26 protein-coding genes are annotated in these 26,063 nt (G+C 62.5%); 6 read left to right on the forward strand and 20 right to left on the reverse strand.

The window, feature by feature from the left end:
- Positions 1-141: 141 nt before the first annotated feature.
- From ribA to RRF64_RS08850, 14 genes are all read right to left on the reverse strand, one after another.
- A complete protein-coding gene (gene ribA / locus RRF64_RS08785) occupies positions 142-750 on the reverse strand; it encodes a GTP cyclohydrolase II (protein ID WP_323845459.1) in 609 nt (202 codons plus the stop codon).
- 16 nt (positions 751-766) lie between these two features.
- Entirely contained in the window at positions 767-1,402 is a 636-nt protein-coding gene (locus RRF64_RS08790; RefSeq protein ID WP_323845460.1) for a retropepsin-like aspartic protease family protein, read from the reverse strand.
- A gap of 9 nt (positions 1,403-1,411) precedes the next feature.
- Entirely contained in the window at positions 1,412-1,891 is a 480-nt protein-coding gene (locus RRF64_RS08795) for a phosphatidylglycerophosphatase A family protein (RefSeq protein ID WP_323845461.1), read from the reverse strand.
- 123 nt (positions 1,892-2,014) lie between these two features.
- Positions 2,015-2,962, reverse strand: a complete 948-nt coding sequence (gene thiL / locus RRF64_RS08800; protein WP_323845462.1) for a thiamine-phosphate kinase — start codon at positions 2,960-2,962, stop codon at positions 2,015-2,017.
- 21 nt (positions 2,963-2,983) lie between these two features.
- On the reverse strand, positions 2,984-3,427 hold the full coding sequence (gene nusB / locus RRF64_RS08805) for a transcription antitermination factor NusB (protein WP_323845463.1): 444 nt from the start codon (positions 3,425-3,427) through the stop codon (positions 2,984-2,986).
- 166 nt (positions 3,428-3,593) lie between these two features.
- Positions 3,594-4,064, reverse strand: coding sequence for a 6,7-dimethyl-8-ribityllumazine synthase (ribH, locus tag RRF64_RS08810; protein ID WP_323845464.1), 471 nt, complete (start codon positions 4,062-4,064; stop codon positions 3,594-3,596).
- 14 nt (positions 4,065-4,078) lie between these two features.
- Positions 4,079-5,194: a bifunctional 3,4-dihydroxy-2-butanone-4-phosphate synthase/GTP cyclohydrolase II gene (ribBA, locus tag RRF64_RS08815; protein ID WP_323845465.1), complete on the reverse strand. Its 1,116-nt coding sequence runs from the start codon at positions 5,192-5,194 to the stop codon at positions 4,079-4,081.
- Positions 5,195-5,371: 177 nt separating this feature from the next.
- A complete protein-coding gene (locus RRF64_RS08820; RefSeq protein WP_323845466.1) occupies positions 5,372-6,034 on the reverse strand; it encodes a riboflavin synthase in 663 nt (220 codons plus the stop codon).
- Between the two features lie 15 nt (positions 6,035-6,049).
- Entirely contained in the window at positions 6,050-7,213 is a 1,164-nt protein-coding gene (ribD, locus tag RRF64_RS08825) for a bifunctional diaminohydroxyphosphoribosylaminopyrimidine deaminase/5-amino-6-(5-phosphoribosylamino)uracil reductase RibD (protein WP_323845467.1), read from the reverse strand.
- Positions 7,210-7,677 carry a transcriptional regulator NrdR gene (gene nrdR, locus RRF64_RS08830; RefSeq protein WP_323845468.1) on the reverse strand — a complete coding sequence of 156 codons (468 nt, stop codon included), beginning with the start codon at positions 7,675-7,677 and terminating at the stop codon, positions 7,210-7,212. The genes ribD and nrdR overlap by 4 nt, the downstream gene beginning before the upstream one ends.
- Before the next feature lie 93 nt (positions 7,678-7,770).
- Positions 7,771-8,865: an extracellular solute-binding protein gene (locus RRF64_RS08835; protein WP_323845469.1), complete on the reverse strand. Its 1,095-nt coding sequence runs from the start codon at positions 8,863-8,865 to the stop codon at positions 7,771-7,773.
- Positions 8,866-8,923: 58 nt separating this feature from the next.
- Entirely contained in the window at positions 8,924-10,528 is a 1,605-nt protein-coding gene (locus RRF64_RS08840) for a flavin monoamine oxidase family protein (protein WP_323845470.1), read from the reverse strand.
- A gap of 442 nt (positions 10,529-10,970) precedes the next feature.
- A complete protein-coding gene (glyA, locus tag RRF64_RS08845; protein WP_323845471.1) occupies positions 10,971-12,236 on the reverse strand; it encodes a serine hydroxymethyltransferase in 1,266 nt (421 codons plus the stop codon).
- A gap of 157 nt (positions 12,237-12,393) precedes the next feature.
- Complete coding sequence (locus tag RRF64_RS08850) at positions 12,394-12,882, reverse strand: outer membrane beta-barrel protein (protein WP_323845472.1); 489 nt, start codon at positions 12,880-12,882, stop codon at positions 12,394-12,396.
- A gap of 364 nt (positions 12,883-13,246) precedes the next feature.
- Here RRF64_RS08850 and RRF64_RS08855 point away from each other — a divergent pair, with 364 nt between their 5' ends.
- On the forward strand, positions 13,247-13,819 hold the full coding sequence (locus tag RRF64_RS08855; RefSeq protein WP_323845473.1) for a hemerythrin domain-containing protein: 573 nt from the start codon (positions 13,247-13,249) through the stop codon (positions 13,817-13,819).
- A 45-nt stretch (positions 13,820-13,864) separates the two neighbouring features.
- A complete protein-coding gene (locus tag RRF64_RS08860; protein WP_323845474.1) occupies positions 13,865-14,317 on the forward strand; it encodes a SpoIIAA family protein in 453 nt (150 codons plus the stop codon).
- A 75-nt stretch (positions 14,318-14,392) separates the two neighbouring features.
- Here the strand turns inward: RRF64_RS08860 and fnr are convergent, their stop codons facing one another.
- Together fnr and hemN are read right to left on the reverse strand one after the other, a co-directional pair.
- Positions 14,393-15,124: a fumarate/nitrate reduction transcriptional regulator Fnr gene (gene fnr / locus RRF64_RS08865; protein WP_323845475.1), complete on the reverse strand. Its 732-nt coding sequence runs from the start codon at positions 15,122-15,124 to the stop codon at positions 14,393-14,395.
- Between the two features lie 62 nt (positions 15,125-15,186).
- Positions 15,187-16,563 carry an oxygen-independent coproporphyrinogen III oxidase gene (gene hemN / locus RRF64_RS08870; RefSeq protein WP_323845476.1) on the reverse strand — a complete coding sequence of 459 codons (1,377 nt, stop codon included), beginning with the start codon at positions 16,561-16,563 and terminating at the stop codon, positions 15,187-15,189.
- Positions 16,564-16,685: 122 nt separating this feature from the next.
- Here hemN and RRF64_RS08875 point away from each other — a divergent pair, with 122 nt between their 5' ends.
- Positions 16,686-16,904 carry a hypothetical protein gene (locus tag RRF64_RS08875; RefSeq protein WP_323845477.1) on the forward strand — a complete coding sequence of 73 codons (219 nt, stop codon included), beginning with the start codon at positions 16,686-16,688 and terminating at the stop codon, positions 16,902-16,904.
- 20 nt (positions 16,905-16,924) lie between these two features.
- On the opposite strand, the gene mmsB is transcribed toward RRF64_RS08875, so the two are convergent.
- Both mmsB and RRF64_RS08885 read right to left on the reverse strand, forming a co-directional pair.
- Positions 16,925-17,824 (reverse strand): 3-hydroxyisobutyrate dehydrogenase, encoded by a 900-nt coding sequence (mmsB, locus tag RRF64_RS08880; RefSeq protein ID WP_323845478.1) that lies wholly within the window; start codon positions 17,822-17,824, stop codon positions 16,925-16,927.
- 146 nt (positions 17,825-17,970) lie between these two features.
- Positions 17,971-19,107, reverse strand: a complete 1,137-nt coding sequence (locus tag RRF64_RS08885) for an enoyl-CoA hydratase/isomerase family protein (protein WP_323845479.1) — start codon at positions 19,105-19,107, stop codon at positions 17,971-17,973.
- Between the two features lie 291 nt (positions 19,108-19,398).
- Between RRF64_RS08885 and ettA the strand changes: the two genes are divergently transcribed.
- Together ettA and RRF64_RS08895 are read left to right on the forward strand one after the other, a co-directional pair.
- A complete protein-coding gene (ettA, locus tag RRF64_RS08890; protein ID WP_323845480.1) occupies positions 19,399-21,063 on the forward strand; it encodes an energy-dependent translational throttle protein EttA in 1,665 nt (554 codons plus the stop codon).
- 175 nt (positions 21,064-21,238) lie between these two features.
- Positions 21,239-22,045 carry an MOSC domain-containing protein gene (locus tag RRF64_RS08895; protein WP_323845481.1) on the forward strand — a complete coding sequence of 269 codons (807 nt, stop codon included), beginning with the start codon at positions 21,239-21,241 and terminating at the stop codon, positions 22,043-22,045.
- 101 nt (positions 22,046-22,146) lie between these two features.
- Here RRF64_RS08895 and RRF64_RS08900 read toward each other — a convergent pair whose 3' ends face one another.
- A complete protein-coding gene (locus RRF64_RS08900) occupies positions 22,147-23,361 on the reverse strand; it encodes a methyltransferase (protein ID WP_323845482.1) in 1,215 nt (404 codons plus the stop codon).
- 118 nt (positions 23,362-23,479) lie between these two features.
- Here RRF64_RS08900 and RRF64_RS08905 point away from each other — a divergent pair, with 118 nt between their 5' ends.
- A complete protein-coding gene (locus tag RRF64_RS08905; protein ID WP_323845483.1) occupies positions 23,480-24,472 on the forward strand; it encodes a questin oxidase family protein in 993 nt (330 codons plus the stop codon).
- Between the two features lie 42 nt (positions 24,473-24,514).
- Here RRF64_RS08905 and RRF64_RS08910 read toward each other — a convergent pair whose 3' ends face one another.
- Positions 24,515-25,984 carry a tetratricopeptide repeat-containing sulfotransferase family protein gene (locus RRF64_RS08910; RefSeq protein WP_323845484.1) on the reverse strand — a complete coding sequence of 490 codons (1,470 nt, stop codon included), beginning with the start codon at positions 25,982-25,984 and terminating at the stop codon, positions 24,515-24,517.
- Positions 25,985-26,063: the final 79 nt, after the last annotated feature.

The raw sequence follows: 26,063 nt of genomic DNA on the forward strand, positions 1-26,063 counted from the left end.
TGTATTTAAGGGGGGCGCCTAGCCCGGTTTTGAAATGGCGCACCCAGTGCTTTGCCGCCACCAAGTGGGAACAAAGCACCACGGAACCCACAACAAAAAAGGGCGAACACAAGGTTCGCCCTACAGAAAAAATTGTGTGGATTACCCCTGCTCTTCGTTGTTCTCGTCGAACAGATGCCCCAATTTGCCCTTCTTGGTGGACAGGTATTCGATGTTGTGGGGGTTGCGCCCGGTCTGGTGTGGCAGCCGCTCGACGACGTTTATGCCCAGCTCCTCCAGCGCCTTTACCTTGCGCGGGTTGTTGGTCATCAGGCGGATCGACTTGATGCCCAGGTGATCCACCATCGCCTTCAGTATCGAGTAGTCGCGCATATCGGCGCCGAAGCCGAGCTGCTCGTTGGCCTCTACCGTATCTGCGCCGCAGTCCTGCAGATGGTAGGCGCGGATCTTGTTCAGCAGGCCAATGCCGCGACCTTCCTGACGCAGGTAAAAAATCACCCCGCGCCCTTCCATGGCGATGCGGTGCATCGCGTGTTGCAACTGGGCGCCGCAGTCACAGCGCAGGGAGAAGAGCGCATCGCCGGTCAGACACTCGGAGTGGATGCGGGCCAGCAGCGGCTCGTCCGTGTCGATATCTCCCATGGTGAGCACCACGTGCTCCTTGCCGGCGTCGGTGTCCTCGAAGCCGTGCATGGCAAACATGCCCCAGGAAGTGGGCAGTTTGGAGGATTCCACATAGCGAATGGTCAACTTAATACCTCTTCATTCAATGCCGCGCGCGCAGTATCAGTACGCCGCCCTGCTGTTCCATATCCACCCGACCGAGGAAGCTGTTACCCAGCAGGGTGATCTGGGGAAAGTCGTCGGCGTGCACCGTGGCATCCACATTGTGCAGTTTGATACCGCCGATGGTGACGCTGTCGAGATTGACTTTGTAGGCCCGCGCAATGCCGTTGGCGGTCGACACCTGGATGGGCTGGGCGCGCTCCAGGTTCAGGCCGAGGCGGCGCGCGGTGGGATAGTTGAAGGCGATGCTGGTCGCGCCGGTATCCACCATCATCGACACGCTGCGGCCGTTGACCCAGGCGCTGGTGCTGTAGTGGCCGCGGCCGTCCGGGGTCAAACGGACCTCGGCGCGGCTGCTCTGTTCATAGCTGGCCGCCACGGGCGCATCCAGGGTCAGCTTGCGCTCGCGGCCGTCGATCAGCACGCGCGCATAGCCGCTGGTGGCCTCGAGCAGCTGCACGCCTTCCGGAGATTTCTGCCCGGCTTTCAGCAACCGCTGGCGACCGTCGACTTCGAGCATGGCGCTGCTGCCAAACAGCGCTTTCAGCTGCACCTGCTGCGCCGCAGCGCCGACCGACAAGGCGAGGCTCAGTGTGAACAGGAGAAGATTGCGCATCGGCTGTCCCTATCCAATTACCAGCGCGGTCAGTTGTAATACCAGCGCCGCGAATATGCCAGCCAGTATATCGTCCAGCATAATGCCGACACCACCGTGCACCCGGCGGTCGGCCCAGCGGATCGGCTGCGGCTTGGCGATATCGAACAGGCGGAAGAGCAGGAAGCCGTACAGCGCCCAGCCCCAGCCGGCCGGCGCCATAAACATGGTGAGCCAGTAACCCACCATCTCGTCCCAGACAATGCCGCCGTGATCGTGCACGCCGAGCTTCTCCGCCGCCGCGCCGCACAGGTAAAAACCCACCAGCGCCGCCACGATGACGATTGCCAGGTACCAGAGCGGTGGCAACCCCTGCATCAGCCACCAGAAGGGTATCGCGGCGAGCGTGCCGAAGGTGCCCGGCGCCTTGGGCGACAGGCCGGAGCCGAAGCCGAAGGCCAGCAGCAGGGTCGGATCGCGTAACAATTCTGAAAAGGCTGGCTGTTTCATTTTGGGTATCTAACAGTATCCCTGTAGGAGCGGCGGGGCGGCCCTCCGCCGTTGGCCGCGATCGGTAGTGGTTTATTTCACAGACCTATCGCGGCCATGGGCCGCTCCTACGACGAAATAAAATCAAAAATGCTGGTAGCCGGCGGACTCGGACAGCCAGCGCTCGCCGTCCAGCCAGCAGCGCACCTCACGCGGCCCCTCTATAACGGTGCCTATGCGCACCGCATCCAGACCGAGCTTTTCCAGCGCCGCCATGCGCGCCTGCGGCACGGTGAAACACAGCTGGTAATCGTCGCCGCCACAGGCGGCCAGCTGCAGCGCCCGCTCGCCGGCAAGCCGCCGCGCCAGCGGCGCGACCGGCAGCGCGTGCAAATCGATATCCGCACTGACGCCGCTCGCCTCGCAGATATGGCCGAGATCCGCCAGCAGGCCGTCGGAGATATCCAGCGCGCTGCTGGCGAGCGGGCCTATGGCAGCGGCAGTCGCGAGCTGCGGCTCGGGATAATAGAAAGCCCGCTCCGCGTCACTTCTGTCGCGCTCGCCGACCATCTTCTGCCCCAGCACCACCGGCAGGGCCGCTGCGGCCGCACCGAGCGGACCACTGACATAGATCGCATCGCCGACACCGGCGCCATCGCGCCGCAGTGGCGCATTGCTGCTGCCGATCACCTGAATGGTGATCGACAGCGGGCCGCCTGTCGTATCGCCGCCGATCAGGGACACGCCGTAGGTCCTGGCGGTCTCAAGAAGGCCGTCGGCGAACTGCCGCAGCCAGTCGGCGTCGCTGTGCGGCAGCGTCAGCGCCAGGGTGAACCACAGCGGTCGCGCATTCATCGCCGCCAGATCGCTGAGGTTGACCCGCAGCGCGCGCGCGGCGATGGCCGCGGGGTGCGCATCGGCCGGAAAATGCCGGTCGGCGACCAGGGTGTCCACCGACGTGGCGAGCAGCCCCTGTGCCGGTGGCTGGAGCAGCGCGCAGTCGTCACCGATACCGAGCACTACACCCTCGCCGGTCGGCGCACCGGCGAAGTAATCGCGGATAATCTCAAACTCGCCCGGAGCGGTGCGCATCTCGGCCGTACTTTTCCGCCGCTACTGCTGCTTATCCGCGGCGACTTCGGTCGCGCGCAGGTCCGCCGCGGTCTTGTCCAGTATGCCGTTGATAAATTTATAGGCGTCGGTGGGGCCGAATTTTTTCGCCAGCGCAACCGCCTCGTTGATCACCACCTTGTAGGGCACGTCGACGCGGTTTTGCAGTTCGTAGGTGGACATGCGCAGCAGCGCGCGCGAGACCGGGTCCAGGTCGTCGAGCTTGCGGTCCAGGTGCGGGGCAAAGGCACCCTCCACGACGTCGAGATTTTTCGCCACACCGTGGAACAGCTCGCGGAAGTAGGCCACGTCGGTCTTGCTCATGTCATTGTCGGCGTGGAACTCGGCCTCGATAGCATTCAGGCTGGCGCCGGCCATCTGCCATTGATAGAGGGCCTGCATGGCGAAGTGGCGCGCCTTGCGGCGCGCGGATGCGGTTACTGTCATTGTCTAATCCGATGATTGCCCTATAGGAGCGGCCCATGGCCGCGATCCCGGGAGCGCCGAGCCCCAGCTCGGCTTGCGGGCCACAGGGCCGCCCCAAAGTAAAAATGCTTAAACCACGGTGCGGGCTATGCCCGCATTGCCGAGCTGGGGCTCGGCGCTCCCAGCGTTAAATCTTGCCCAGCAGCGAAACCATCTCCAGCGCGGTTTCCGCCGCTTCGCAACCCTTGTTGCCGGCCTTGGTGCCAGCGCGCTCGATGGCCTGTTCGATGGAGTCCACGGTCAGTACGCCGAAGGTCACCGGAATGCCGCTGTTCAGCGACACCTGGGCCAGGCCCTTGGTGCACTCGCCGGCCACATACTCGAAGTGCGGCGTGCCGCCGCGGATCACCGCACCCAGGGCGATGATCGCATCGAATTTTTTCGTCTCGGCCAGCTTCTGTGCGGCCAGCGGAAACTCGAACGCACCCGGTGCATAGTAGATGGTGATGTCCTCGTCCTTGATGCCCTTGCGGCGCAGCGTGTCCAGCGCGCCGTCTTTCAGGCTCTCGACCACGAAACTGTTCCAGCGGCTGACCAGCAGTGCGTACTTGCCCTTGCTGTTGACGAAATCGCCTTCGATTACATTGATTTTGCTCATGATGTTTCCTTCACTTAGTCCTGGTCAGCATTCAGGTACTCTTCCACTTCCAGATCGAAACCGGAGATGGCGCTGAATTTGAACGGCGCGCTCATCAGGCGCATCTTGCGCACCTTCAGGTCGCGCAGTATCTGCGAGCCGGTGCCCACCTGCTTGTAGACGAGATCCTGGCTGGGGCGCTGCTGCTTGCCGCTGATCAGCCAGTCGATACCCTCCTCGATTTCCTCGGTGGTCTCGTTGTGACAGATAACAACCACCACGCCCTTGCCCTCTTCGGCGACTTTCTTCATCGCCCGGTGCAGCGTCCAGGGCGCAAATTTCTCGTCGCCGCGGCGCAGGGTGAAGAGGTCGCGCGTCGTGCTGGCCACATGCACGCGCACCAGGGTCGGTTCCTCCGGCGTCGGCTGGCCCTTGATAAAGGCGAAATGGCGTTCGCGGCGGGCCTTGTCCAGGTAGGTGCGCAGTTTGAACTCGCCGTACTGGGTGTGCACCTTGCGTTCGTTGGTGCACTCGACGGTTTTCTCGTTCAGGGCGCGGTAGTTGATCAGGTCGGCGATGGTGCCGATCTTCAGGTTGTGCTTTTTGGCAAAGGTTTCGAGATCCGGGCGGCGCGCCATGGTGCCGTCTTCGTTCATGATCTCGACGATCACCGCCGCCGGCTCGAAGCCCGCCAGGCGCGCCAGGTCACAGCCCGCTTCGGTGTGGCCGGCGCGGCTCAGTACGCCACCCGGTTGCGCCATGATCGGGAAGATATGACCGGGCTGGACGATATCGCTGGGCTTGGCATTTCTGGCCACGGCGGCGCGGATCGTGCGCGCGCGATCGGCGGCGGAGATACCGGTGGTGACACCCTCGGCCGCCTCGATGGAGACGGTGAAGTTGGTGCTGAACTGGGCACCGTTGTCGCGCGACATCAGCGGCAGGTCCAGCTGCTCGCAGCGCTCTTTCGACATGGGCATGCAGATCAGGCCGCGGGCGTGGGTGGCCATGAAGTTGATGTCCTCGGCGCGCACCTGCTCCGCCGCCATCACCAGGTCGCCCTCGTTCTCGCGGTCCTCGTCATCCATCAGGATCACCATCTTGCCCTGGCGGATATCGTCGATCAGTTCTTCAACCGTATTGAGTTCCATAAATCTCTCTTGTTGGTCGCCGGTAAGCGGCCCCACAACGTGATGCGAAGGCCCTGATACCGGGTGGCCCCTTGCGGGACTGTCGGCCGGAGGGACCCGGCCGACAAGCCTACAGGGATGTATTCACGGCGTGTCCCGCAAGGGGCCACCCGGTAGCAGGGCCGCCCCGAAGCCGGATCACGCCTTGTAGAAACCGTGCTGGGCCAGGAATTCCACCGTCAGACCACCGCTTTGCGGCTCCGCGGCTTTGTCGCCGAGCAGCAGCCGCTCCAGATAGCGCGCGATCAGGTCCACTTCCAGATTGACGCGCGTACCGGCGCGATAGCTGTCCATCACCGTTTCCTGCAGCGTGTGCGGCACTATGGTCAGTTCGAACTCGGCGCCGTCGATGGCATTGACCGTGAGGCTGGTGCCGTCGACGGTAATCGAGCCCTTGTGGGCGATATATTTCGCCAGGTTGTCCGGCGCGCGCAGGCGAAAGCGCTCGGCGCGCGCCTCGGACTTGCGCCACACCACTTCGCCGATGCCATCCACATGGCCGCTGACAATGTGGCCACCGAGGCGGGTCTGTGGGGTCAATGCTTTTTCCAGGTTCACCTTGTCGCCGAGCTTCCAGCCGCCGACGGTGGTCACCGCCAGTGTCTCGGAAGATACGTCGGCCCAGTAACCGTCGCCGGGCAGATCCACCACCGTCAGGCAGACACCGTTGGTGGCGATGCTGTCGCCCAGCTGCACATCGGCCAGATCCAGCTTGCCGGTTTTCACCCGCACACGCAGATCACCGCCCTTGGGCTGCAGTTCGGCGATGGTGCCGATGGCTTCAATGATTCCAGTAAACACTTACAACCCCCGGCACTATCTCTCGATATCCGTCGTGGCGGTAATGCGCCAGTCGTGGCCGACGGCGCGCATATCGGTAATGGTAATCGGCAGTACCGAGCCCATACGCTCGATTGGCAGCTCAAACAGCGGCCTCGCGGTGCTGCCGAGCAGTTTCGGCGCCATATAGACGATCAGCTCATCCACGTGGCCGCGGTATAGGAACTCGCCGGACAGGGTGGCGCCGCTCTCCACCAGTACCTCGTTGCACTGGCGCCGCGCCAGCTCTTCGAGAAGCGCCAGCAGGTCCACGCGGCCGTCTTTATCCGCCGGCAGCACCAGCACTTCGGCACCGGCCTTTTCCAGGCGCTCGCGGCGGGACATGTCCGCCCGCTCGGTGGTGACCACCAATGTGGGGGCGTCACCCTGCAAAATAAAGGCCTTCGCCGGCGTGCGCAGCCGGCTGTCGACGATCACTCTAAGAGGCTGCACCTCTTGTATCACTGCCGCCAGATCCGCCTGCTCGCCAGCCAGCAGCTCCAGCGCCATTTCGTCGGCGCGCACGTTCAGATTGGGGTTGTCGAAGCGCACCGTCTCCACGCCGGTGACAACCGCGCAGCTGCGCGCGCGCAAACGCTGCACGTCGGCGCGCGCCGCGGGGCCGGTGACCCATTTGGACTCGCCGCTGGCCATGGCGGTGCGGCCGTCCAGGCTCATCGCCGATTTGCAGCGCACCAGCGGCAAGCCGAGGGTCATGCGCTTGATATAACCGGGGTTGAGCGCGCGGCACGGCTCCTCCAGCAGCGGGCCCTCGACCTCGATACCGGCATCCTTGAGTTTCTGCAGCCCCTCGCCGCTCACTGCGGGATTGGGATCCTGCATGCCGTAGACCACCTTTGCCACCCCGGCCTCGATCAGCGCATCGGCGCAGGGGCCGGTGCGGCCGGTGTGGCTGCAGGGTTCCAGGGTCACATAGACGGTGGCGCCGCGGGCCCCCTGCCCACCATTGAGCGCGCCGGCAGCGTTCAGCGCTTCGATCTCCGCGTGGGGCAGACCGGCGCGTCTGTGCCAGCCCTCACCGACGATCTCGCCACTGCTGTCGACAATCACACAGCCGACACGGGGGTTGGGCATGGTGGTATAGAGGCCGCGCTCCGCCAGCTGGATGGCCCGCGCCATCATCGCCTGGGCACTGCTCATCGCGGGGCAGCCCCCTTGCTGGTCAGGCGCTCGATCTCCTCACTGAATTCACTGACATCCTCGAAGCGCCGGTACACGGACGCAAAGCGCACATAGGCCACCTGGTCCAGCTCGCGCAGCTGCTCCATCACCAGCTCACCGATGGCGCGGGCCGGCAGTTCGCGCTCGCCGGTCGCCTGCAGGGCGTGCTTGATGTGGGACACCGCCGACTCCACCCGCTCGGTGCTGACCGGGCGCTTCTCGACTGCGCGCTGAATACCCGCGCGCAGTTTTTCCTCGTTGAAGGGTTCACGCTGGCCGTTCTGTTTGATCACCCGCGGCAACAGCAGCTCGGCGGTTTCGAAGGTGGTGAAGCGCTCGTGGCACTCAAGACACTCGCGCCGGCGGCGCACCTGGTCGCCTTCGGCCACCAGGCGGGAATCGACCACTTTGGTTTCTTCTGCGCTGCAGAAAGGACAGTGCATGGGGGATAGGCCCTGAGGGTATGAAAATGGGCCGCAGTTTACCACAGCCGCACCGGGTACGGGCGCGGCCCGGGTCGAGAAGCGCGGAGACGCTTACAGCGCTTCGCGCTCGATAATGCGGTTCCAGAGTTTGTGGCGCAGGGCCAGTACATGGCTCTTGGTCGGCTTGGCGAGCCAGGTGTTGCCCAGCTCGGCGGGATCCGGGTACACGATGGGGTTGGCCAGCAGCTTTTCGTCGACCAGCCCGCGCGCCTCGAGATTGGCATTGGCGAACTGCGTTTCATTGGAGACCTGCGCGATCACCTCGGGGCGCATCAGATAGTCCATGAATTTGTAGGCCGCGTCCCTGTTCGGCGCATTCGCCGGCATGGACACCACATCGATCCACAGCGGGAAGCCCTCACCGGGCATGATGTAGCGTATATCAAACGGCTTGCCGGCTTCGCGCGCCATCTGCTGGGCCTGCAGGATATCGCCATTCCAGCCGTGCACCATACAGTGCTTACCGTCGGCCAGGTTTTCCACATAGTCGCCGGAATCGAAGTCCGTCACGTGCAGACGCACTCTGGCGAGCAGGTTGGCCACCATATACTGGTGCGCAACGCTCATGCTGTTGGGCTCTTTGCCGAGATACTTGAGGCCCACGTCGAAAATCTCTTCCGGCGAGCGCATCAGCGTGACGCCGCAATGGGCCAGTTTGCCGAGATTTTCCGGATCGAACAGCAGATCCCAGCTGTCTTCCGGCAGCCGGCCGCCGTACGCCTCGCGCACCGCCTCCACGTTGTAGCCGATACCGACCGTGCCCCACAGGTACGGAAAGGCGTACTGGTTCTGCGGATCCGAGCCCTGCAACCGCTCCATAAACTGGGGGTCATTGGCGGACCAGCGCGGCAGGCGGCCTCTCTCCAGCGGGCTCAGCAAGCCGGCTTCGATATAGCCGGCCAGATTGTCAGAACCCGGCACTATCAGGTCGAAGCGGCGCCCCTCATTGATCCACACCTGCTCCAATTCTTCGATATCGTCGAATTCGAAATAGTGGACCTTGATGCCGGTTTCCGCCTCGAAATCGGCGATGGTGTTTTCGCCGATGTAATGGGACCAGTTGGCAAAATGCAGCTCTTGGGCCACTACCAACTGCGCGGTGAAAACCAACATCAGGGGGCAAAGCAGCCGTTTGAATGCTCGCATGATGTTCTCGCTTCCAAGTCATGCCGCGGGCGCCCGCGATCGGGCGCCCGCACAGTGATCAGGCCTGGTGGATCTCCTGCGCCGCGCGCTCACCAGTGCTGATGGCGCCATCGATATAGCCAAACGTTTCCAGCTCGGTGTGCTCGCCACAGAAAAACACATTGCCTTCCCGCAACCCCTGAGCCCCCCACCACTCGGTGTAGTCACCGAACGTCTGGGTTGAGTAGGAGCCCTTGGACCAGGGGTTGGCGGCCCACTTGGACAGCATGGATTTGCCGCTAAAGGCGGCACTGGTGCCCGGAAACACCTGGTCCACTATGCCGAAGAAGTGGCTGAGATCCTGGCCACTCGGCGCCGCAAAAGGCTTGTTGCCGCCGATCTGTTTGCCGTAGTCGCCGCCGAAGAAGTCCACCAGGATGCCGTCGACAGTGCCGCTGACAGAGGTCGAGTCCCAGGTATCAAACAGCTCCGGGCGCCCCACGTAGGTGACACCGTTCGGGGTGAACTGCTGGCCGTTCACGACCTGCGGCTGCGCCCAGGGACGGGTGGCGCAGTGGACGGCCATCTTGCCGTTGCTGCCAAACGCCATTCGCTCTATCGCCATGCGCTTTTGAGGCCGGAAGGCGTTGTAGAGGCGCGGCTCGATATCCACGTCGCGCAGCATGGAGAATGGCAGCGCCAGCACCAGCCGATCGCAGACGTATTCGTAGCCGTCGTCGAAGGTCAAGGTATAGGGCCCCAGGATGTCCCCCTTGATGGCCACCAGCTTGCGGCCGGTCTCCACCGTGCCTTCCGGCAATTCTTCCACCATGCGGGCGGCGAGCTGATCGTTGCCGCCGACGATGCGGAAGCGCTCATCGGTACCCGCCAGCGGCAGGGCAGTATTGACGGGGTTCCAGGCCAGCAGGTAGATCAGGTTCAGCGCCGTCGTATCCTCCGGCTGCACGCCGTACTCCGCAACCACATCCGCCTGAAACACCTGGCCCATATTGGAATTTGCGCCGATGCCGACGACATCCAGCCAGCTATTCACGTCGATATAATCCAGATCCCTGTGCATGGCGTTGTGGCTGTCGAAGGTCGGCACCCAGGGCGCGTCCTGCTGCGTCTTCTTGAAGATTTTGTAGACCTGGCGCCACTCCTCATTGAGCTGGTGCTCAGTGTATTGCTGGCCATTCACGTAATAGAGCTCACTGCCGCCAGGCACCGCGTTGCCGTTGACGTCCTCTATGTCCAGGCCCAGCTGGCTGGCGAGATTGCGGGCATAGGTGTGCTCGGTGGAGATCAACTCTCCACCCCGCTCGACCGGGCGGCCGAAAATCGTGCGATTGGTGTTCACACGGCCGCCGAGCCGGGTGTTGCCCTCGAACACTTTACAGCGGGTGCCGTTGTACTGGTAAAGGCGGTGGGCACAACGCAGTCCGGCGATACCGCCGCCAACGACAGCCACACGGCCGGGATCGGTTGCACCTCCGGCCGCGGCCTGTACCGGGCGGGATACGGTGCTGGCGGCGCCGGCCGCTCCCAGCGCGGCGGCGCCAAAGCCCAGCTGCTTCAGGAACCGGCGGCGCCCGTCGATGGCGTCACCGCCGCCGCGATGCTTGGCGCCTTCGTTGATGATATCGAGACTCTCATCGGCGGAAATGCCGGTCCTCTCGGACAATTCCTGCGCTGCGCGGAGGCGGCGCATAAGACCAGCGATGGGCGAGAGAGATTTACGGCTTCTCATTGTTATTTTTCCTACAGTCTTTGAGTTTTGGACCCAAAAACCGCAGGGCCGCTGTCTAGAACAGCAAGATGCGCGCCACGACACGCATCCCGGCACTTGCCGGCGCTTGTCGCCGACAATATTTCGCAATAAAGATCTAATTATTTATTAGAATTTGAAATATTAACTGCGCCATTTTACACATACGGTACCAAAAAACGAATTTATGTTCGGATTTCAGTGACAACAGGGGCTTTGGACCTATCCGGAACCTGGCCTGACGGTTGGAGCGGGTGAAGGGCAACTCAGCTCGCCGGTGCAGAGCAGGGATATAAAAAAGGCGGCTCGATTGAGCCGCCTGTTTCGCGCAGTCAGTGATCCGCCCTTGTAGACCGGACTATCCCTTGTATACGGGGTACTGGGCACAGATATCCAGCACCTTCTGCTTCACCTCATTGATGGTCGCCTCGGCGTCGCCCTTCTCCAGCGCGTCCAGTACGTCGCAGATCCAGTGGGTCAGCTGCTGGGTCTCCTTGACGCCGAAACCGCGGGTGGTGATCGCCGGGGTGCCGACGCGCAGACCACTGGTGATGAACGGCGAGCGCGGGTCGTTGGGCACCGCATTCTTGTTCACGGTGATGTTGGCGCGGCCCAGGGCCTCGTCTGCATCCTTACCCGTGTACTCCTTGCCGATCAGGTCCACCAGCATCAGGTGGTCGTCGGTACCGCCGGAGACGATGTTGATACCGCGGTCGAGGAAAGTCTCGGCCATGGCGCGGGCGTTTTCCACCACTTTCTTCTGGTAAGCCTTGTACTCCGGGCTCATGGCCTCCTTGAAGGACACGGCCTTGGCCGCGATCACGTGCATCAGCGGGCCGCCCTGGCCGCCCGGGAACACGGCGCTGTTCAGCTTTTTCTCGATCTCTTCGTTAGCCTTGGCCAGGATGATGCCGCCGCGCGGACCGCGCAGGGTCTTGTGGGTGGTGGAGGTCACCACGTCCGCGTGGGGAATCGGCGACGGGTATTCACCGGCGGCCACCAGGCCGGCCACATGGGCCATGTCCACGAACAGGTAGGCGCCGACCTTGTCGGCGATCTCGCGGAAGCGCGCCCAGTCCATCACGCGGCTGTAGGCGGAGAAGCCGGCCACGATCATCTTCGGCTTGTGCTCCAGCGCCAGGCGCTCGACTTCCTCGTAATCCACCTCGCCGGTCTCCGGGTTCAGGCCGTACTGCACCGCGTTGTAGATCTTGCCGGAGAAGTTCACCCGCGCGCCGTGGGTCAGGTGGCCGCCGTGGGCCAGGCTCATGCCCAGTACGGTATCGCCCGGGGCGCACAGCGCCATGTAGACCGCAGAGTTGGCCTGGGAGCCGGAGTGCGGCTGCACATTGGCGTAGTCGGCGCCGAACAGCTGCTTGGCCCGCTCGATGGCCAGGGTCTCGACCTTGTCCACATACTCGCAGCCGCCGTAGTAGCGCTTGCCCGGGTAGCCCTCAGCGTACTTGTTGGTCAGGCTGCTGCCCTGGGCCGCCATCACCAGCGGGCTGGTGTAGTTCTCGGAGGCGATCAGCTCGATGTGCTCTTCCTGGCGGCGATCCTCCTCCTGGATGGCTTCCCAGATATCCGGGTCGTAGGAGGCAAGTGTGACTGATGAATCAAACATGGTGTTCCCTCGGTAATGCGGGCTGAGTACAGACTGGGTGAAACTATAGAAAGGCGCGCATTGTACACCAAGGAAATTCGGCCTGCGCAGATATGACGACGCGGTCACAAGCCCGCGTAGGATATCCGGACTGGACCGCGTCGCAGAGAGGGGAGATTTAGAAGTTCAGGGTCACGGTGCCGGACCAGAAACCGATATCTTCCTCAATCATGGTGTATTCCAGCTCGACATTGGTGTTCGGGCTGTAGTTGAAGCCCACACCGGCGCCGAGGGAGATGCCGGTATCGTCCTCGCTGAAACGACCGACGGAAACGTCTTCGTACAGCAGGCCAAGGCGGCCCTTGAAGTAAAGGTCGCCGTAGGAGCGGTAGGTGCCGTAGCCCGCCAGGGTCTGCACGTCCACATCCACATCGCCGTCGAATACATCGGCATCACCGCTGATCAGCGAGTTGGTATATTCGGCCTCGAAGCCCCAACCGGACGGCAGGCTATAGCCGCCGCGCAGGCCCACGTTGAACGGGCTGTCGACGTTGCCCTGATCGATATCCATCAGGCCGACGGTCGCGCCCCAATAGGCACCTTCGGCTGAGGCAGCAGAAGAACAAACCAGCGCCAGTGCAGCTACACCTTTTGCAATCTTACGCATAGGAAATCCCCAATATTGTTGTTCCGAGAAAATGGTTGCGCGGATTCTAACCGCCTTGATACCCGCCGACCAGTTACCGAGTCACAGAGGTGGGCGGTATCCGTCGAAAGGCATCCTGTGACAACCGTCGCTAAACATTTGTTCCAAATGCCTGCCCGATACCCGGCCAGGATGCTGCAGCCCCCCGGAGTTGGGCCCGGCCACCAGACTGATAGTGTCCACATGGTCACGACAGTGATGCCGCCCTGGCCAACCACAAATAGCCCGGCCGCCAGCCCAATCCCCACCCGGCTTGATCCAGGTCAAGCCACCCTCCCCCGGTACGACAACAATGTTCACATGGGACATTCGATGGAGGTTTGCGATGGATAGGATCTACCGGCAGCTCTGCCGCGATCACAAACACATGCAGCAGCTGCTCGACATCTTTGAGCGGTTGCTGCAGCAGCTCGGCAGGCGCGATCGCGACCCGGCCACGCTGCCCCAGATGCTCGACGCCCTGGATTATTTTTCGATCTACCCCGACAAGTGGCATCACCCCGTCGAGGACCTGGTGTTCGCCCGCCTGCTGACCAAGCCCATCCACGACCGCGATGCCGTTTACCGGGCGCAAATGCAGCACGAGCGGATCGCCGCCGCCACCAGGAATATGGGCACGCTCTTTTACGCGGTCGCCAACGATGCCGCCGTGGAGCGACGCATTTTGGTAGACGCCGCCGATCACTATCTGCGCCTGCAGCGCGACCATATGGCGCTCGAAAACCGGGCCATATTTCCGCAGCTGGAACAGTATCTGGACGCCGGGGACTGGAACACAATCCGCGCACAAATTGCCGAGCTGCGGGACCCGGTGTTCGACGACGGCACCAGGAAGATTTACGAATCCGTGCACGAGTACCTGACGGAAGCACCGATCCCGGCGACGGCATTCGCGTAACCGGGCAAGTCCTGACATCACAACCCCAATTCCCAAGGAGGGACCATGAAAATCAAGCGCCACGGCATCTCAATCGGTATCGAGCGCACCGGCTCCGACTACTTTCTCTATCTGAAGGCCATCGGCCGCCTCACGCACGAGGATTACGAACGGCTGACCCCGCTGCTGGAGTCGGCCCTGGAGGGCGTCCGGGAGCCGCGCATAAAGGCGTTGATCGATGCGCGCGACTTCGAGGGCTGGGAACTGCGCGCGGCCTGGGACGACTTCAAGCTGGGCCTGAAACACGGCAGTGAATTCGCCCGGGTTGCGGTACTCGGCGACGAGAAATGGCAGGAAATTGCCACGCACATCGCCGCCTGGTTCGTCAGCGGCGAGGTGCGGTATTTCGAGGAGTCCGATGAGGCGCTGGAGTGGCTGGCACAGCCGCTAGCGAAACAGCCCGCGAAATCCGCTGACGCCGACCGCGGAGACCGGCCGACATTCCCGGCGCATACTTGAAAGCTAGTTGGCTCGCCTAAGCCGAGGGGCAGCCGAGGGGCAGCGACAGCGGCAAGGCCGCTGCCCCGCGCCAGATCAGTTGTCGCCGTCGTAACTGCAGTGGGTGCCGGCCAGTTCACTGAGACTGACCAGGTCGAGGATTTCCACCTCGCGCCCGCTGGCACGAACCAGCTTTTCCTTCTGGAAACGGGTAAACAGCCGGCTGACCGTCTCCGCGGTGAGCCCCAGGTAGTTGGCGATATCCGTGCGCGGCATGGAGAGCACGAAGCGGCTGGCGGAATAGCCGCGGCGCGCGTAGCGGCTGGAAATATTGATCAGCAGCGCCGCCAGGCGGGTGTCGGCGGAGCGCTTGCCGAGCAGCATCAGGATATTGTTCTCCTGTTTCAGCTCCTCGGAGAAGATGCTGTAGATCTGCGCCTGCAGCGCCGGTACCTGTTGCGCCAGTCCCTCCAACTGGGAAAAGGGCAATACGCAGACACTGCTGTCTTCCAGCGCCTCGGCGTAACTGGGGTGGCAGCGACCGCTGTAGGCATCCAGCCCCAGCAGTTCCCCGGGCAGGGCGAAATGGGTCACCTGGGTGTCGCCGTCGGCGGCGATCACGGCCGACTTGAAGCTGCCGGAGCGGATCGCGTAGAGGTTCGAGAAGGCGTCGCCGGCGCGGTACAGGGGCTCGCCGGCCTTGACAATCTTTTTCTTGCGCGTGATCTGCTCGAGTTTGTCGATATCGCCCTGGCAGAGGCCGGCGGGCAGGCACAGACGCCTGACCGAACAGTTGCCGCAACTTACCGCTGTCTGAGTATCAGTCATGGAAATACCGGGCCGGTCGTCGCACATCAGTTGTTTCTCGGGTTAACGCGGATATTACATGTTTACAGCACGCGGGAGTAGCGCGCCTCAGTCGCGCCGCCATTCAGGTAGCGATCGAAGGCGGCGGCCGCATTGCGCACAAACCAGCGGCCGCGCTCGGTGATGTGCAGATAGCGGGCATCCTGCCGCAGCAGGCCGTCGTCGAACATCGGCTGCAGCCGCGCCAGCTCATCGCCGAAATACTCTTCGAAGGGCACGCCTGCGCGCCGTGTCACTTCGTCCTTGTCCAGCCGCAGGCGGCACATCAGCTCCCCGATCACCCACTGGCGCAGGCGGTCGTCGCCATCGAGCAGCCAGCCGCGGCTGGTAGCCATACCCCGCTCGCTGACAGCCTGGGCGTACTCCTTGAGCCGGTGCAGGTTCTGCCAGTAGCCGTCGCGGCTGTAACTGATCGCGGAGGCCCCCAGCCCCACCAGCGCATCCGCCGGCATCAGCGTATAGCCCTGGAAGTTGCGCGCGAGCCTGCCCGCGCGCGAGGCCCCGGCCAGTTCGTCGCCGGGCAGCGCGAAGTGGTCCATACCCAGGAACTCGTAACCGGCCTGTGTGAGCCGCGCCACCGCCGCCAGCTGCATGGCGATTTTCTGTGCCGGTCCGGGGATCAGGTCCGAGTCGATCAGCCGCTGGGCCTTGAAGCGGTGCGGCAGGTGGGCATAGTGGTAGAGCGCGATGCGCTCCGGCGCCAGTTCGAGCGCTCTATCCAGGGTGCGCTGCAGACTGGCCACGCTCTGCCCGGGCAGGCCGTAGATCAGGTCGTAGGAAATGGATTTGAATCCGCGCGCGCGCGCCGCACTGGTCAGTTGCGCCACCTGTTCGTAGCTGCAGATGCGGTTGATCGCGCGCTGGACGTCGGGATTGAAATCCTGGATACCGAGACTCAGGCGATTGAAACCCAGCGCGCGCAGTGTATCCAAGGTGTCAATTTCCAGGGTGCGCGGATCCGCCTCGATACTGTACTCGACGCCGTCGCCCGCACGCAGATCGAAAACCTCCCCGAGTCCGTCAAGCAGCCGGCGCAGATCACCGTCGCTGAGGTAGGTGGGCGTGCCGCCGCCCAGGTGCAGCTGGGTTACCGGCACCCCGGCCACTTTGCTGCGATACCACTGCGCCTCCTGTAATAGCTGGTCGAGGTAGCTGGACGCCAGCCCGTACTGCTGGGTGATGACCTTGTTGCAGGCACAGAAATAGCAGAGTGAATGGCAGAAGGGGATATGCACGTACAGCGACAGGCTGTCGATGTCCCGCAGCGCACGCCAGGGCTCGGCGTCGCCCAGTGGTGCGAAGCGGTCTGCCGTGGGATAGGACGTATAGCGCGGACAGGGACCGCTATAGCGCGACAGTAATTCCGCCGAAAGGCCTGCGGTCTCCGGATCTTGTGCCATGCTTGCTAACCTCTTGCAGTTTGTCGGCAGAGGTTAGCTGCCGCCAGATCGCCGCCCCTTGATCCAAATCAATCTTCCCCGGCGCTGGCTGCGTATGGTGCAAATAAAATTGGAGGCGCAAGGTGAGCGAATCAGTCGAACTCACACAGCCGCGGTTTGAAGCCAGCATTTACTTCGACGACAAACTGCTGGAGCAACGCTGCGGTGACGATCCGCAGGCCCTGGAGATCTGGATGCACGCGCTGGCCGGCGAAGGCGGTAACTACAACGGCAAGATCATTGACCACCACGCCGGCGGCGTACAGGTGAAGGCATTCCGCTACTCGGCGCCGGATTCCTGAGCCGGCGCCGAGCCTGGAAATCAGTTGCCGGCCGGGCGCCGGAACAGGTTCTGGATGCTGGAGAAATCCAGCGCGCGGCTTTCTTCGCTGCTGCCGTGCAACTGGTACAAGTTCTTCGCCAGCGCCCCCAGCGGGGTCGATGAAGCGCTGCCGGCGGCGGTGTCCATCGCCAGACCCAGGTCTTTCAGCATCAGCGCCACGGCAAAGCCGCCAGCATAGCCATTGGATGCGGGCACACTTTCCATCACGCCGGGATAGGGATTGTATTTCTCCAGCGACCAGTTGCCGCCGGAGCTGGCTTTCATGATTTCCGACAGCACTGCCGGATCCAGGCCGTTGTCCACCCCCAGCTGCAGCGCCTCCGCGGTGCCGATCATGTGGATCGCGAGCAGCATATTGTTGCAGATCTTCGCCACCTGGCCGGAGCCGGCCGGGCCCGCGTGAAAGATATTGGCCCCCATCGCCTGCAGGAATGGCCGCGCCGCATCCACCGCGCCTTCGTCGCCACCGCACATAAAGGACAGGGTGCCGGCCGCGGCGGCGGCGGTACCACCGGAGACGGGGGCGTCGACCGCGCGCAGTTCGCGCTCATTCGCGGCGGCAATCAGCTGGCGCGCATCGTTGGCGGAAATCGTCGAGCAGTCGATGATCAAGGTGTTTTCTGCCAGCGCCTGCAGCAATCCACGCGCGCCCAGGTAGAGCCCCTTGACCGCGTCGCCGCTCGGCAGCATCGAGATCACCACCTCGGCGCCCGCGGCCGCCTGATGCGCACTCTCGCCACGCGTGCAGCCGTGGCTGACCGCCTGTTCCAGCGCCGCCGCGGACAGGTCGAAGGCGGTGACCGTGTAGCCCGCCTTGACCAGGTTGGCAGCCATAGGGCCGCCCATATTACCGAGGCCGATAAAAGCTATTTTCTCCATTGTGCTCATTCCTTGTTGTTTATCGTTTATTTCCCTGTAGGGCCGAAGGCGCCGTGAATGCCTGGAGCGGCCGTTGGCCGCGATCGATCTTTGGGATTACCCGATAGCCCGATCGCGGCCACCGGCGGATGGCCGCCCCGCCGCTCCTACCTCAGATCTGCCAGCGGATTATCACCGCTCCAGGGCGCCTCGAAACAGCGCTCGACCTGCTCCCCGGAAATCTCCTCCAACGTCGCCGGCTGCCACTGCGGCTGCCGGTCCTTGTCGATCAGCAGCGCGCGCACGCCCTCCCTGAAGTGACCGCTGGCACAGAGGTTGACCGCCAGCACCAGCTCCATGCGGAACACCTCAGCCAGCGAGCTGTGGCGGCCGCGCTTGAGCTGTTCCCATACGATCCACGGCGTCAGCGGCGAGCCGCCTGCCAGGGTGGCGGCGGCCTTCTGCAACCATTTGTCCTCGCCGTCGTAGGCGGTAATCGCGCGGCAGACTGCCGGCAGGGTCGCGTGGTCAGTCAGCTGCTGGATCTGGTCGTAGTGCGCGCGCAGATTCGACTGCGGCTGTTCCGCCGGCGGCCGTTGCAGGCGTTTCAGGCAGTCGCTGACCTGGCGATGGTTGCGCTCGCAGTCGGCAAAAAACTCCAGCCCGGCCAGTTCCAGCAATACCGTTTCGCGGCGATCGTCGGGCAGCATGCGGTCCGCCATGCCGGCAAAGAGCGCATCGCTGCCGTTGAACTGGGCACCGGTAAGCCCCAGGAACAGCCCGGTGCGGCCGGGCATGCGGTTCAGGAACCAGCTGCCGCCGACATCCGGGAACAGGCCGATGGTGATCTCCGGCATCGCCATGCGCGTGGTCTCGGTGACAATGCGGTGGCTGGCGCCGGCCATGATGCCGATGCCACCACCCATCACGATACCGCCACCCCAGACCACGATCGGCTTTTTATAGGTATGGATCTTGTAGTCGAGGCGGTATTCGCGCGAGAAGAAGTCGGTCGTAAAGGTGTAGTCCGGCGTTTCGCCCCGGCGCAGTTCTTCATAGCCAGTGGACCCGCGGTACAGGGCCACCACGTCGCCGCCGGCACAGAACGCCTTGTCGCCGCTGCCATCGATCCAGACGGCGGCCACGCTGTCATCGTCGGCCCACTGATCCAACTGTGCGGACAGCGACTCGATCATGTCCAGGTTCAGCGCGTTCAGCGCCTTGGGCAGATTGAGAGTGGCGGTCGCCAGGGCACCGCGGCGGGAGAACAAAATCGGGCCGTCACCCATTTTCAGCTGGTCCATCGCGCTTCTTGTTTTGCCAAAAGTAGCGCCGCAGTTAAACACAGATTCACTTGTGGGAGCGAGCCCTGCTCGCGCCTGCCGGACACATCCCTGTGCCCGGCCCTTTGGGCAGCTTCGCTGCACCAAATCGCTCCCGGCGATTTGGTCGCCTGCAGGGCAGGCTCCCACAGTCAGGAGTACAGTTGATCGTGTCGCGGTTTTTAGCCCATAGTGCGCGGTTGCACTTTTCCGGCAACCTGATAAGTTGCGCGCAAATTCTGACCGATTCCAACGTCTTTAGCGGAACCCTAAATGGCCGAATACGTATACACCATGAACCGCGTGGGCAAGGTAGTGCCGCCCAAACGCGAAATTCTCAAGGACATCTCCCTGTCCTTCTTCCCTGGCGCCAAAATCGGCGTGCTGGGCCTGAACGGCTCGGGCAAGTCCACCCTGCTGCGCATCATGGCCGGCGTCGACCAGGACTATAACGGCGAGGCCCGCGCCATGCCGGGTATCAAGGTTGGCTATCTGCCGCAGGAGCCGCAGCTGGACCTGTCCAAGAATGTGCGCGGCAACGTCGAGGACGGCATGCGCGAGGCCATCGACGCCCTGCAGGGCCTGGAGCAGGTCTACGCCGATTACGCCGAGCCGGACGCCGACTTTGATGCGCTGGCCAAGAAGCAGCAGAAATTCGAGGACATCATCCAGGCCTGGGACGCGCACAATCTTGAGCACCGCCTCGAGGTAGCCGCCGATGCCCTGCGCCTGCCGCCCTGGGACGCGGACGTAAACCTGCTGTCCGGCGGTGAGAAGCGCCGCGTGGCCCTGTGCCGCCTGCTGCTGTCCCGCCCGGATATGCTGCTGCTGGACGAACCGACCAACCACCTGGATGCGGAATCGGTATTCTGGCTGGAGCGCTTCCTGCACGACTTCGATGGCACCGTGGTGGCCATCACCCACGACCGCTACTTCCTCGACAACGTCGCCGGCTGGATCCTGGAGCTGGACCGCGGCCACGGCATTCCCTGGGAGGGCAACTACACCACCTGGCTGGAGCAGAAAGAGAAGCGCCTGGAGCAGGAGCAGAAGTCCGAGCAGGCGCGCATGAAGTCCATGCAGAAGGAACTGGAGTGGGCGCGCCAGAACCCGAAGGGCCGCCAGTCCAAGAGCAAGGCCCGTCTGGCCCGCCTGGAGGAAATGCAGTCGCAGGAGTTCCAGACCCGCAACGAGACCAACGAGATCTACATCCCGCCGGGCGAGCGCCTGGGCGACAACGTCATCGAGTTCGTTAACGTCAGAAAAGGTTTCGTCGACCGCCTGCTGATCGACAACCTGTCGTTCCGCGTACCCAAGGGCGCGATCGTCGGTATCGTCGGCGGCAACGGCGCCGGCAAGTCCACGCTGTTCCGCATGATCACCGGCACCGAGAAACCGGACGCCGGCGAGATCAAGATCGGCGAGACGGTGAAGATCGCCTACGTCGAACAGGGCCGCGAGAACCTGGACGACAACAAGACCGTCTGGGAGGCCATCTCCGACGGCCACGACATGCTGAAGATCAACAACTACGAAGTGGGCTCGCGCAACTACGTCGGCCGCTTCAACTTCAAGGGCTCAGACCAGCAGAAGCGCGTCGGCGAACTGTCCGGCGGTGAGCGCGGCCGCCTGCACCTGGCGTATACGCTGAAACAGGGCGCCAACGTGCTGCTGCTCGACGAACCGTCCAACGACCTGGATATCGAGACCCTGCGTGCGCTGGAAGAGGCACTGCTGAACTTCCCCGGCTGCGCCCTGGTGATCTCGCACGACCGCTGGTTCCTGGACCGCGTCGCGACCCATATCCTCGCCTACGAGGGCGAGAGCGAGGTGGTCTTCTTCGAGGGCAACTACACCGAGTACCACGAGGACTTCGTCAAGCGCAAAGGTGAGGACGCGGCGCCACATCGCATGCACTACAAGAAGCTCAAGACCTGATACAAAAAAGCCCGCACCGTGCGGGCTTTTTTGTGCCCCCGGGAACGCAGCGCCATTTCGGGGCGCTGAAGGCTCCAACTCCGCAAGCGCGCCCAAGGCGCGCCCCCTGGGAACGCCGAGCCCCAGCTCGGCATACGGGCCGCAGGCCCGCCAGTAAAAGGGACCACAAATTGCCATGCACATCTCCGCCCTCTACCAGTTCCCCATCAAATCCCTGCAGGGCCACCGCTGCGAATCCCTGACGTTGGATCGCTTCGGCGCCGCCGGCGACCGCCGCTGGATGCTGGTGGATGAGAATGACCAGTTCGCGACCCAGCGCAGCCTGCGCGCCATGGCGCGACTGAAGGCCACCAATACGCCGACCGGAGTCCGTATCGAGAACGATGCCGGCGGACGAGTCGAGGTCGAATTCCCGCACGCCGCGGTGCGACGCCAGGTCACCGTCTGGCGCGACACCGTCACCGCCCGCGATGCCGGCGACATTGCCGCGCAATGGCTGAGTGAGCAGTTACAAACTCCGGTGCGCCTGGTCGCCATGGGCGCGGAGTTTCGGCGGCCGCTGCCGGCGCCGCGGCAGGGAATACAGGTCGGCTTCGCCGACGGCGCGCCGCTGCTGCTGATCGGCCAGGCCTCCCTCGACGACCTCAACGGGCGCCTCGCCGAGCCGGTCGCCATGCTGCGTTTCCGCCCCAACCTGGTCATTGCGGGCGCCGCGCCCTTCGCCGAGGACGGCTGGCAGCGGATCCGCATCCACACCGCCGGCGGCCCGCTGGAACTGGAGTGCACCCACCCCTGCGCCCGCTGTGCGATACCGGGGCTGGACCCCTTCACCGGCAAAGCCGGCAAGGAGCCGCTGCGCACCCTGGCCCGGTACCGGCGCGGCGAAGACGGACAGGTCTATTTCGGGGTGAATCTGGCACCCATCATGGCCGACCCGGCGGGAGCAGTCATCAATATCGGGGACAGAGTGGAAGTCGAATAACAGTGATTAGGGTGCGCCGCGCGCACCGCGTAGGAGCTGGTGCGGACTACACCCCTTCCCGGTGCGCACGGCGCACCCTACGAACGCAATTGAGATACCCCCTACCAGTGCGCCTGCAACAGGATATTGCGCGGCGTCAGTTGTCTCTCGCAGAACTCCCCTATCGCCACCTCGGCCCCCTGCTCCGCCAGAAACAGCGCGCGATCCAGCACCAGCCAGATCTCCAGCGGCCGGCGGAACAGATGGGCCACCAGTTCCATACGCCGCACATTGCGCAGACGCTGCAGTCCCCGCGCCAGCCACTGCTCTTCATTCAGTGCAGATGGCAGCTGCAGATGTTTGCGCGCGGCGGCCCAGCGCGCAAAATCGCCGAAACTGCCGGACAGCAGACTCTTCTGCACATTGGGCACCGGCAGGTAGCTGTCCGCCCCGCGCAGCTCGCGCTGCAACTCGTCAAACGCGAGTCGCCAGTGCAGCTCCGTCTGGCTGTGGCGGCGCACACCGGCGCCGGCGGTGACGGTTTCCTGCAGCGGCAGGTTTAGATCCGCTTTCGACAGGAAATTCCGCGCCCGCGCCGCGGCCTCGGACAAGGGGCCATATTCCTCCGCGCGGATAAGGTGATAGCAGCAGGGGGACAGGCTCAGACGGCCGCCGCGATTGCGCACCCAGTGGCGCATCAGCGCCACGTGCAGGTCGCCGCAGGCGTGCAGCGCCACCGCGTGCTCGCCGGACCTGACCCAGGCGCCGGCTTCCGGCGCAAAGGCATCACAGTGAACGAAGTGCATCCCGGCGCCGCAGCGCCGTGCCAGTTCCTCGCCTTCGCGGCACAGGCTCTCCTGCCACTCCAGGCTGGTTACCGGCCGCCGATCGCAGGTCGCCAGCAGTCGCCCCAGGTGGCCCTTGCCCGCACACCACTCCAGCACCGGCTCCGGACCCTGCGGCAAACACCCGGCAAATGCGTTTATCTGCTGCCATTTGCGGCCGGGGATGCCGCAATGCAGATGGGTGTCATACATCAGCTCGCGGGGCGCGAATCGCGGCAGCCTGGCCTGCTCCAGCAGGGCTGCACTCTCGGGAATCCAACGGGACAGCCAAACGGCCGCCGCGGCGGGATCCTGCCCCAGGCGTTCGACCTCGCTGTCCGGCAGCGCAGCGAGGGCCGCACAGAGCTCCGGATGCGTCCGCTGCCAGACCAGCTCGCGGTGGTGAAAGGGCCTGAATTGCCACCAGTGGCGGTGGTCGGCGAGCTGGTTGTCCAGCACCCGAAACCACTGGTGTAACAAACCCGTCTGCACTGCCCCGATCTCCCGCATCATTCGCCAATACCCGCCGGCACTCACGCCTGCTCGCCTGGGGGCGCATTCTATAGTCATACAGGGGAAATTATGAACAGAGTGGCCGCGCGACCGGCGAGGCAGGCCGAGGGCAACATCCATGAGCATCACCCGCTACTGTGCAGAACTGCTCGAGGCGGCCAGTCGCTACCACGTCCGCTATGGCGACCGCCTGGCGAACCATCTACCGATGGTACTGATCGCGCTGGACAAGATGGGCGCCTCTCACGAACAGCTGCAACGCGCCTTCGACAGATCCGTGCCCCACCTGGAGAGACCGCAATTCCTGCCACCGGACCCCAATATTCCCATCGCCAAATGCCGCAACCGCGAGGAGCTCTTCCCCACCGCGCTGCGCTACTACGAGACCCAGGTCAAACAGCACGGCATCGCCGAATGTCTGCGCCGCGAACTGCCGCCGCTGCTGCCGGCCATCGCCACCGCCGCCTTCCACCCGCTGATCCGCACCGCCTACGGCGTAGACGCCCAGCACCAGGAAGAGGTCGCCGCCGGTCTGGCCTACTGGAATCTGGAGTACCACACACTGGCATCCAGCGAAGAGCGCACCAGCGCGCACGCCTCGGAGATACTGCCGCGCCTGGCGGCACGATTCCCGCTGATTTCGCTGGCACCAGGGAATATTGCCGACCATATGCACTCGGTGACACGGCAGCGCGGCTGGCTGGAGACGCCGATTCAGCCGGAGCAGTTGGGACTGGAGGATATTGCGCGCGTGGCCATCGATGCCTATCGCGGCACGCAGGATTTCACAATGCTGCACGGGGTGACCGGCTGCCATGCATTGCGGCTGATATTGCCCTATTGCCCGAATTCAGAAACTGCAATGCGGCACTTCTGGGCTGGGCTTTCCATTGCATACTTAAGCACCGGACCGAAAGACATCAAGCCCACCGACAGCACTAGACAAAGTGTCGCATGGAAAGACATAAACAGAAGTGCCTGCAGAAGTCGCGACGATCACGTCATCAAGCTTGTATATAGCTGCTGGCAGGAGCAAAATCAGTATTTATCCAGTGAATATCGATTCGTTGCTTCAGATACGGTTTCTCGAGGAGAAAACAACCTATACTAAAATCGATGTTTTATACGCGAAAGCAAGACCCAGCCGACCTCATCAAATCGCCTTCCCCAGCTCTCTTTCGAGAGCCTGTCTCAATTGACCTAACTCAACCTCATACTGCTTCCAACATCCCACACTACTCTTATAAATTGGCTGTCGAACCTGGAGAGCACTGAATGTCTGTACGACCTCAGATTTTCGATTGAATTCAAGGTAATCATCCCGCCACTCAAGACCACAGAATTTAAAGAGACGCTGCGCTTCTTTTTTTGTATCCGTTACTAGGCGCTCATAATCTACCGTCAGTAATTGATTTCCAATCAGAGCATCCCATTTCTCCATCTGTCGACGGTAATGGCCATATGTCATTGCTAAAAGATTGATATCGCAAGTGTGGGGCGACTTATCATCAAACGGTTGCTGCAGGATAGAAAAACATGTATCTACAGGATCTCTTCTGACATGAACAACTTTACAGCCAGGGAAAAGCTTCGGCAGAAGGCCCAGAATATGGTAATTACCTGGCGTCTTATCTGTGACAAATTTTTTGTCACGGGCAATTGAAGCAATTCGCGCCGTAAATAAATCAGCCAACTCCGATAATTCTCTCGACGTAAGCTTCTCAAATCCGCCAGGGAACTGATCGCCTGTCTTCTTCTCCATAGCCCTAGCTAGTGGCCCACGCATAAAATCCAACTCGCCTGCAGCGGCCACATCCTGATGAGCGGCGATTATCTGTTCAACCAAAGTAGTACCAGAGCGGGGCATCCCGAGAATAAATATGGGGCTGGGCTCAGCCGGCCTTGCAAACTGTGATTTCACTAACTTATCACTAGATAAGGCAACATCTAGACGCGCAAATGTATTTCTATAGAAACCCTCTGCATCCCAGGAACAGAGCGTTCTCTGCAATACGTTTGCCGCGAACAGATGCTGAATAAAAAGCTTTTTATTTTTGGCTTTCTTGTAGACTAAAGAAAGCGCGTACTGGGCGTCGGATCGTGCTTTAATATCATTCGCCGAATTGGACCCAATCCTTTCGAGACGACTCGTAATGTCTGATGCAGGCACCACCTTTCCCAACACGCACAGTCCGCGCAACGCCGTAAGACATTGCGGGTCAGCGTTTAGCACCTCAGAGAACAAACGAGCGGCCTCCAATTCCTCGCCTAAAGACAGTTTTAAGGAGCCCTTGGCAAGAAGTGCCGAAATGTTGGACGGTTCGATCTGTAGCGCTTGTTCAAGAGAATCTAAAGCTCTCGAAGTGTCTCGAAGCATAGTAAATGCCTGGGCCAAGTCCAGCCATGTTGCTGCGACCTGCTCTGGCTGCTCCAACACACGCAAAAAGTAACCAATGGCACCCTCAGGTTTCTGACTGATTAGTGCCAGCCGACCTAGAAGAGTGAGGGCTGCTCTATCGGTTGGCACCTGCTCAAGAACTCTTCGGGCATTACTGGCAGCAATTTCGTAATCTCCGCGGGCAAGTGCGCTGAAGCCCTGCGCAGTTAGAATGGATATATTCATAGCGACAATTTAGCAAACCGGTATCCGATGGTAACCTTTGAAAGCGCCTGTGTCGCCTTGAACATTTCATAAGTAGATA

Source organism: Microbulbifer magnicolonia, assembly GCF_035117725.1.
In the GTDB taxonomy this organism is placed as follows: Bacteria; Pseudomonadota; Gammaproteobacteria; order Pseudomonadales; family Cellvibrionaceae; genus Microbulbifer; species Microbulbifer magnicolonia.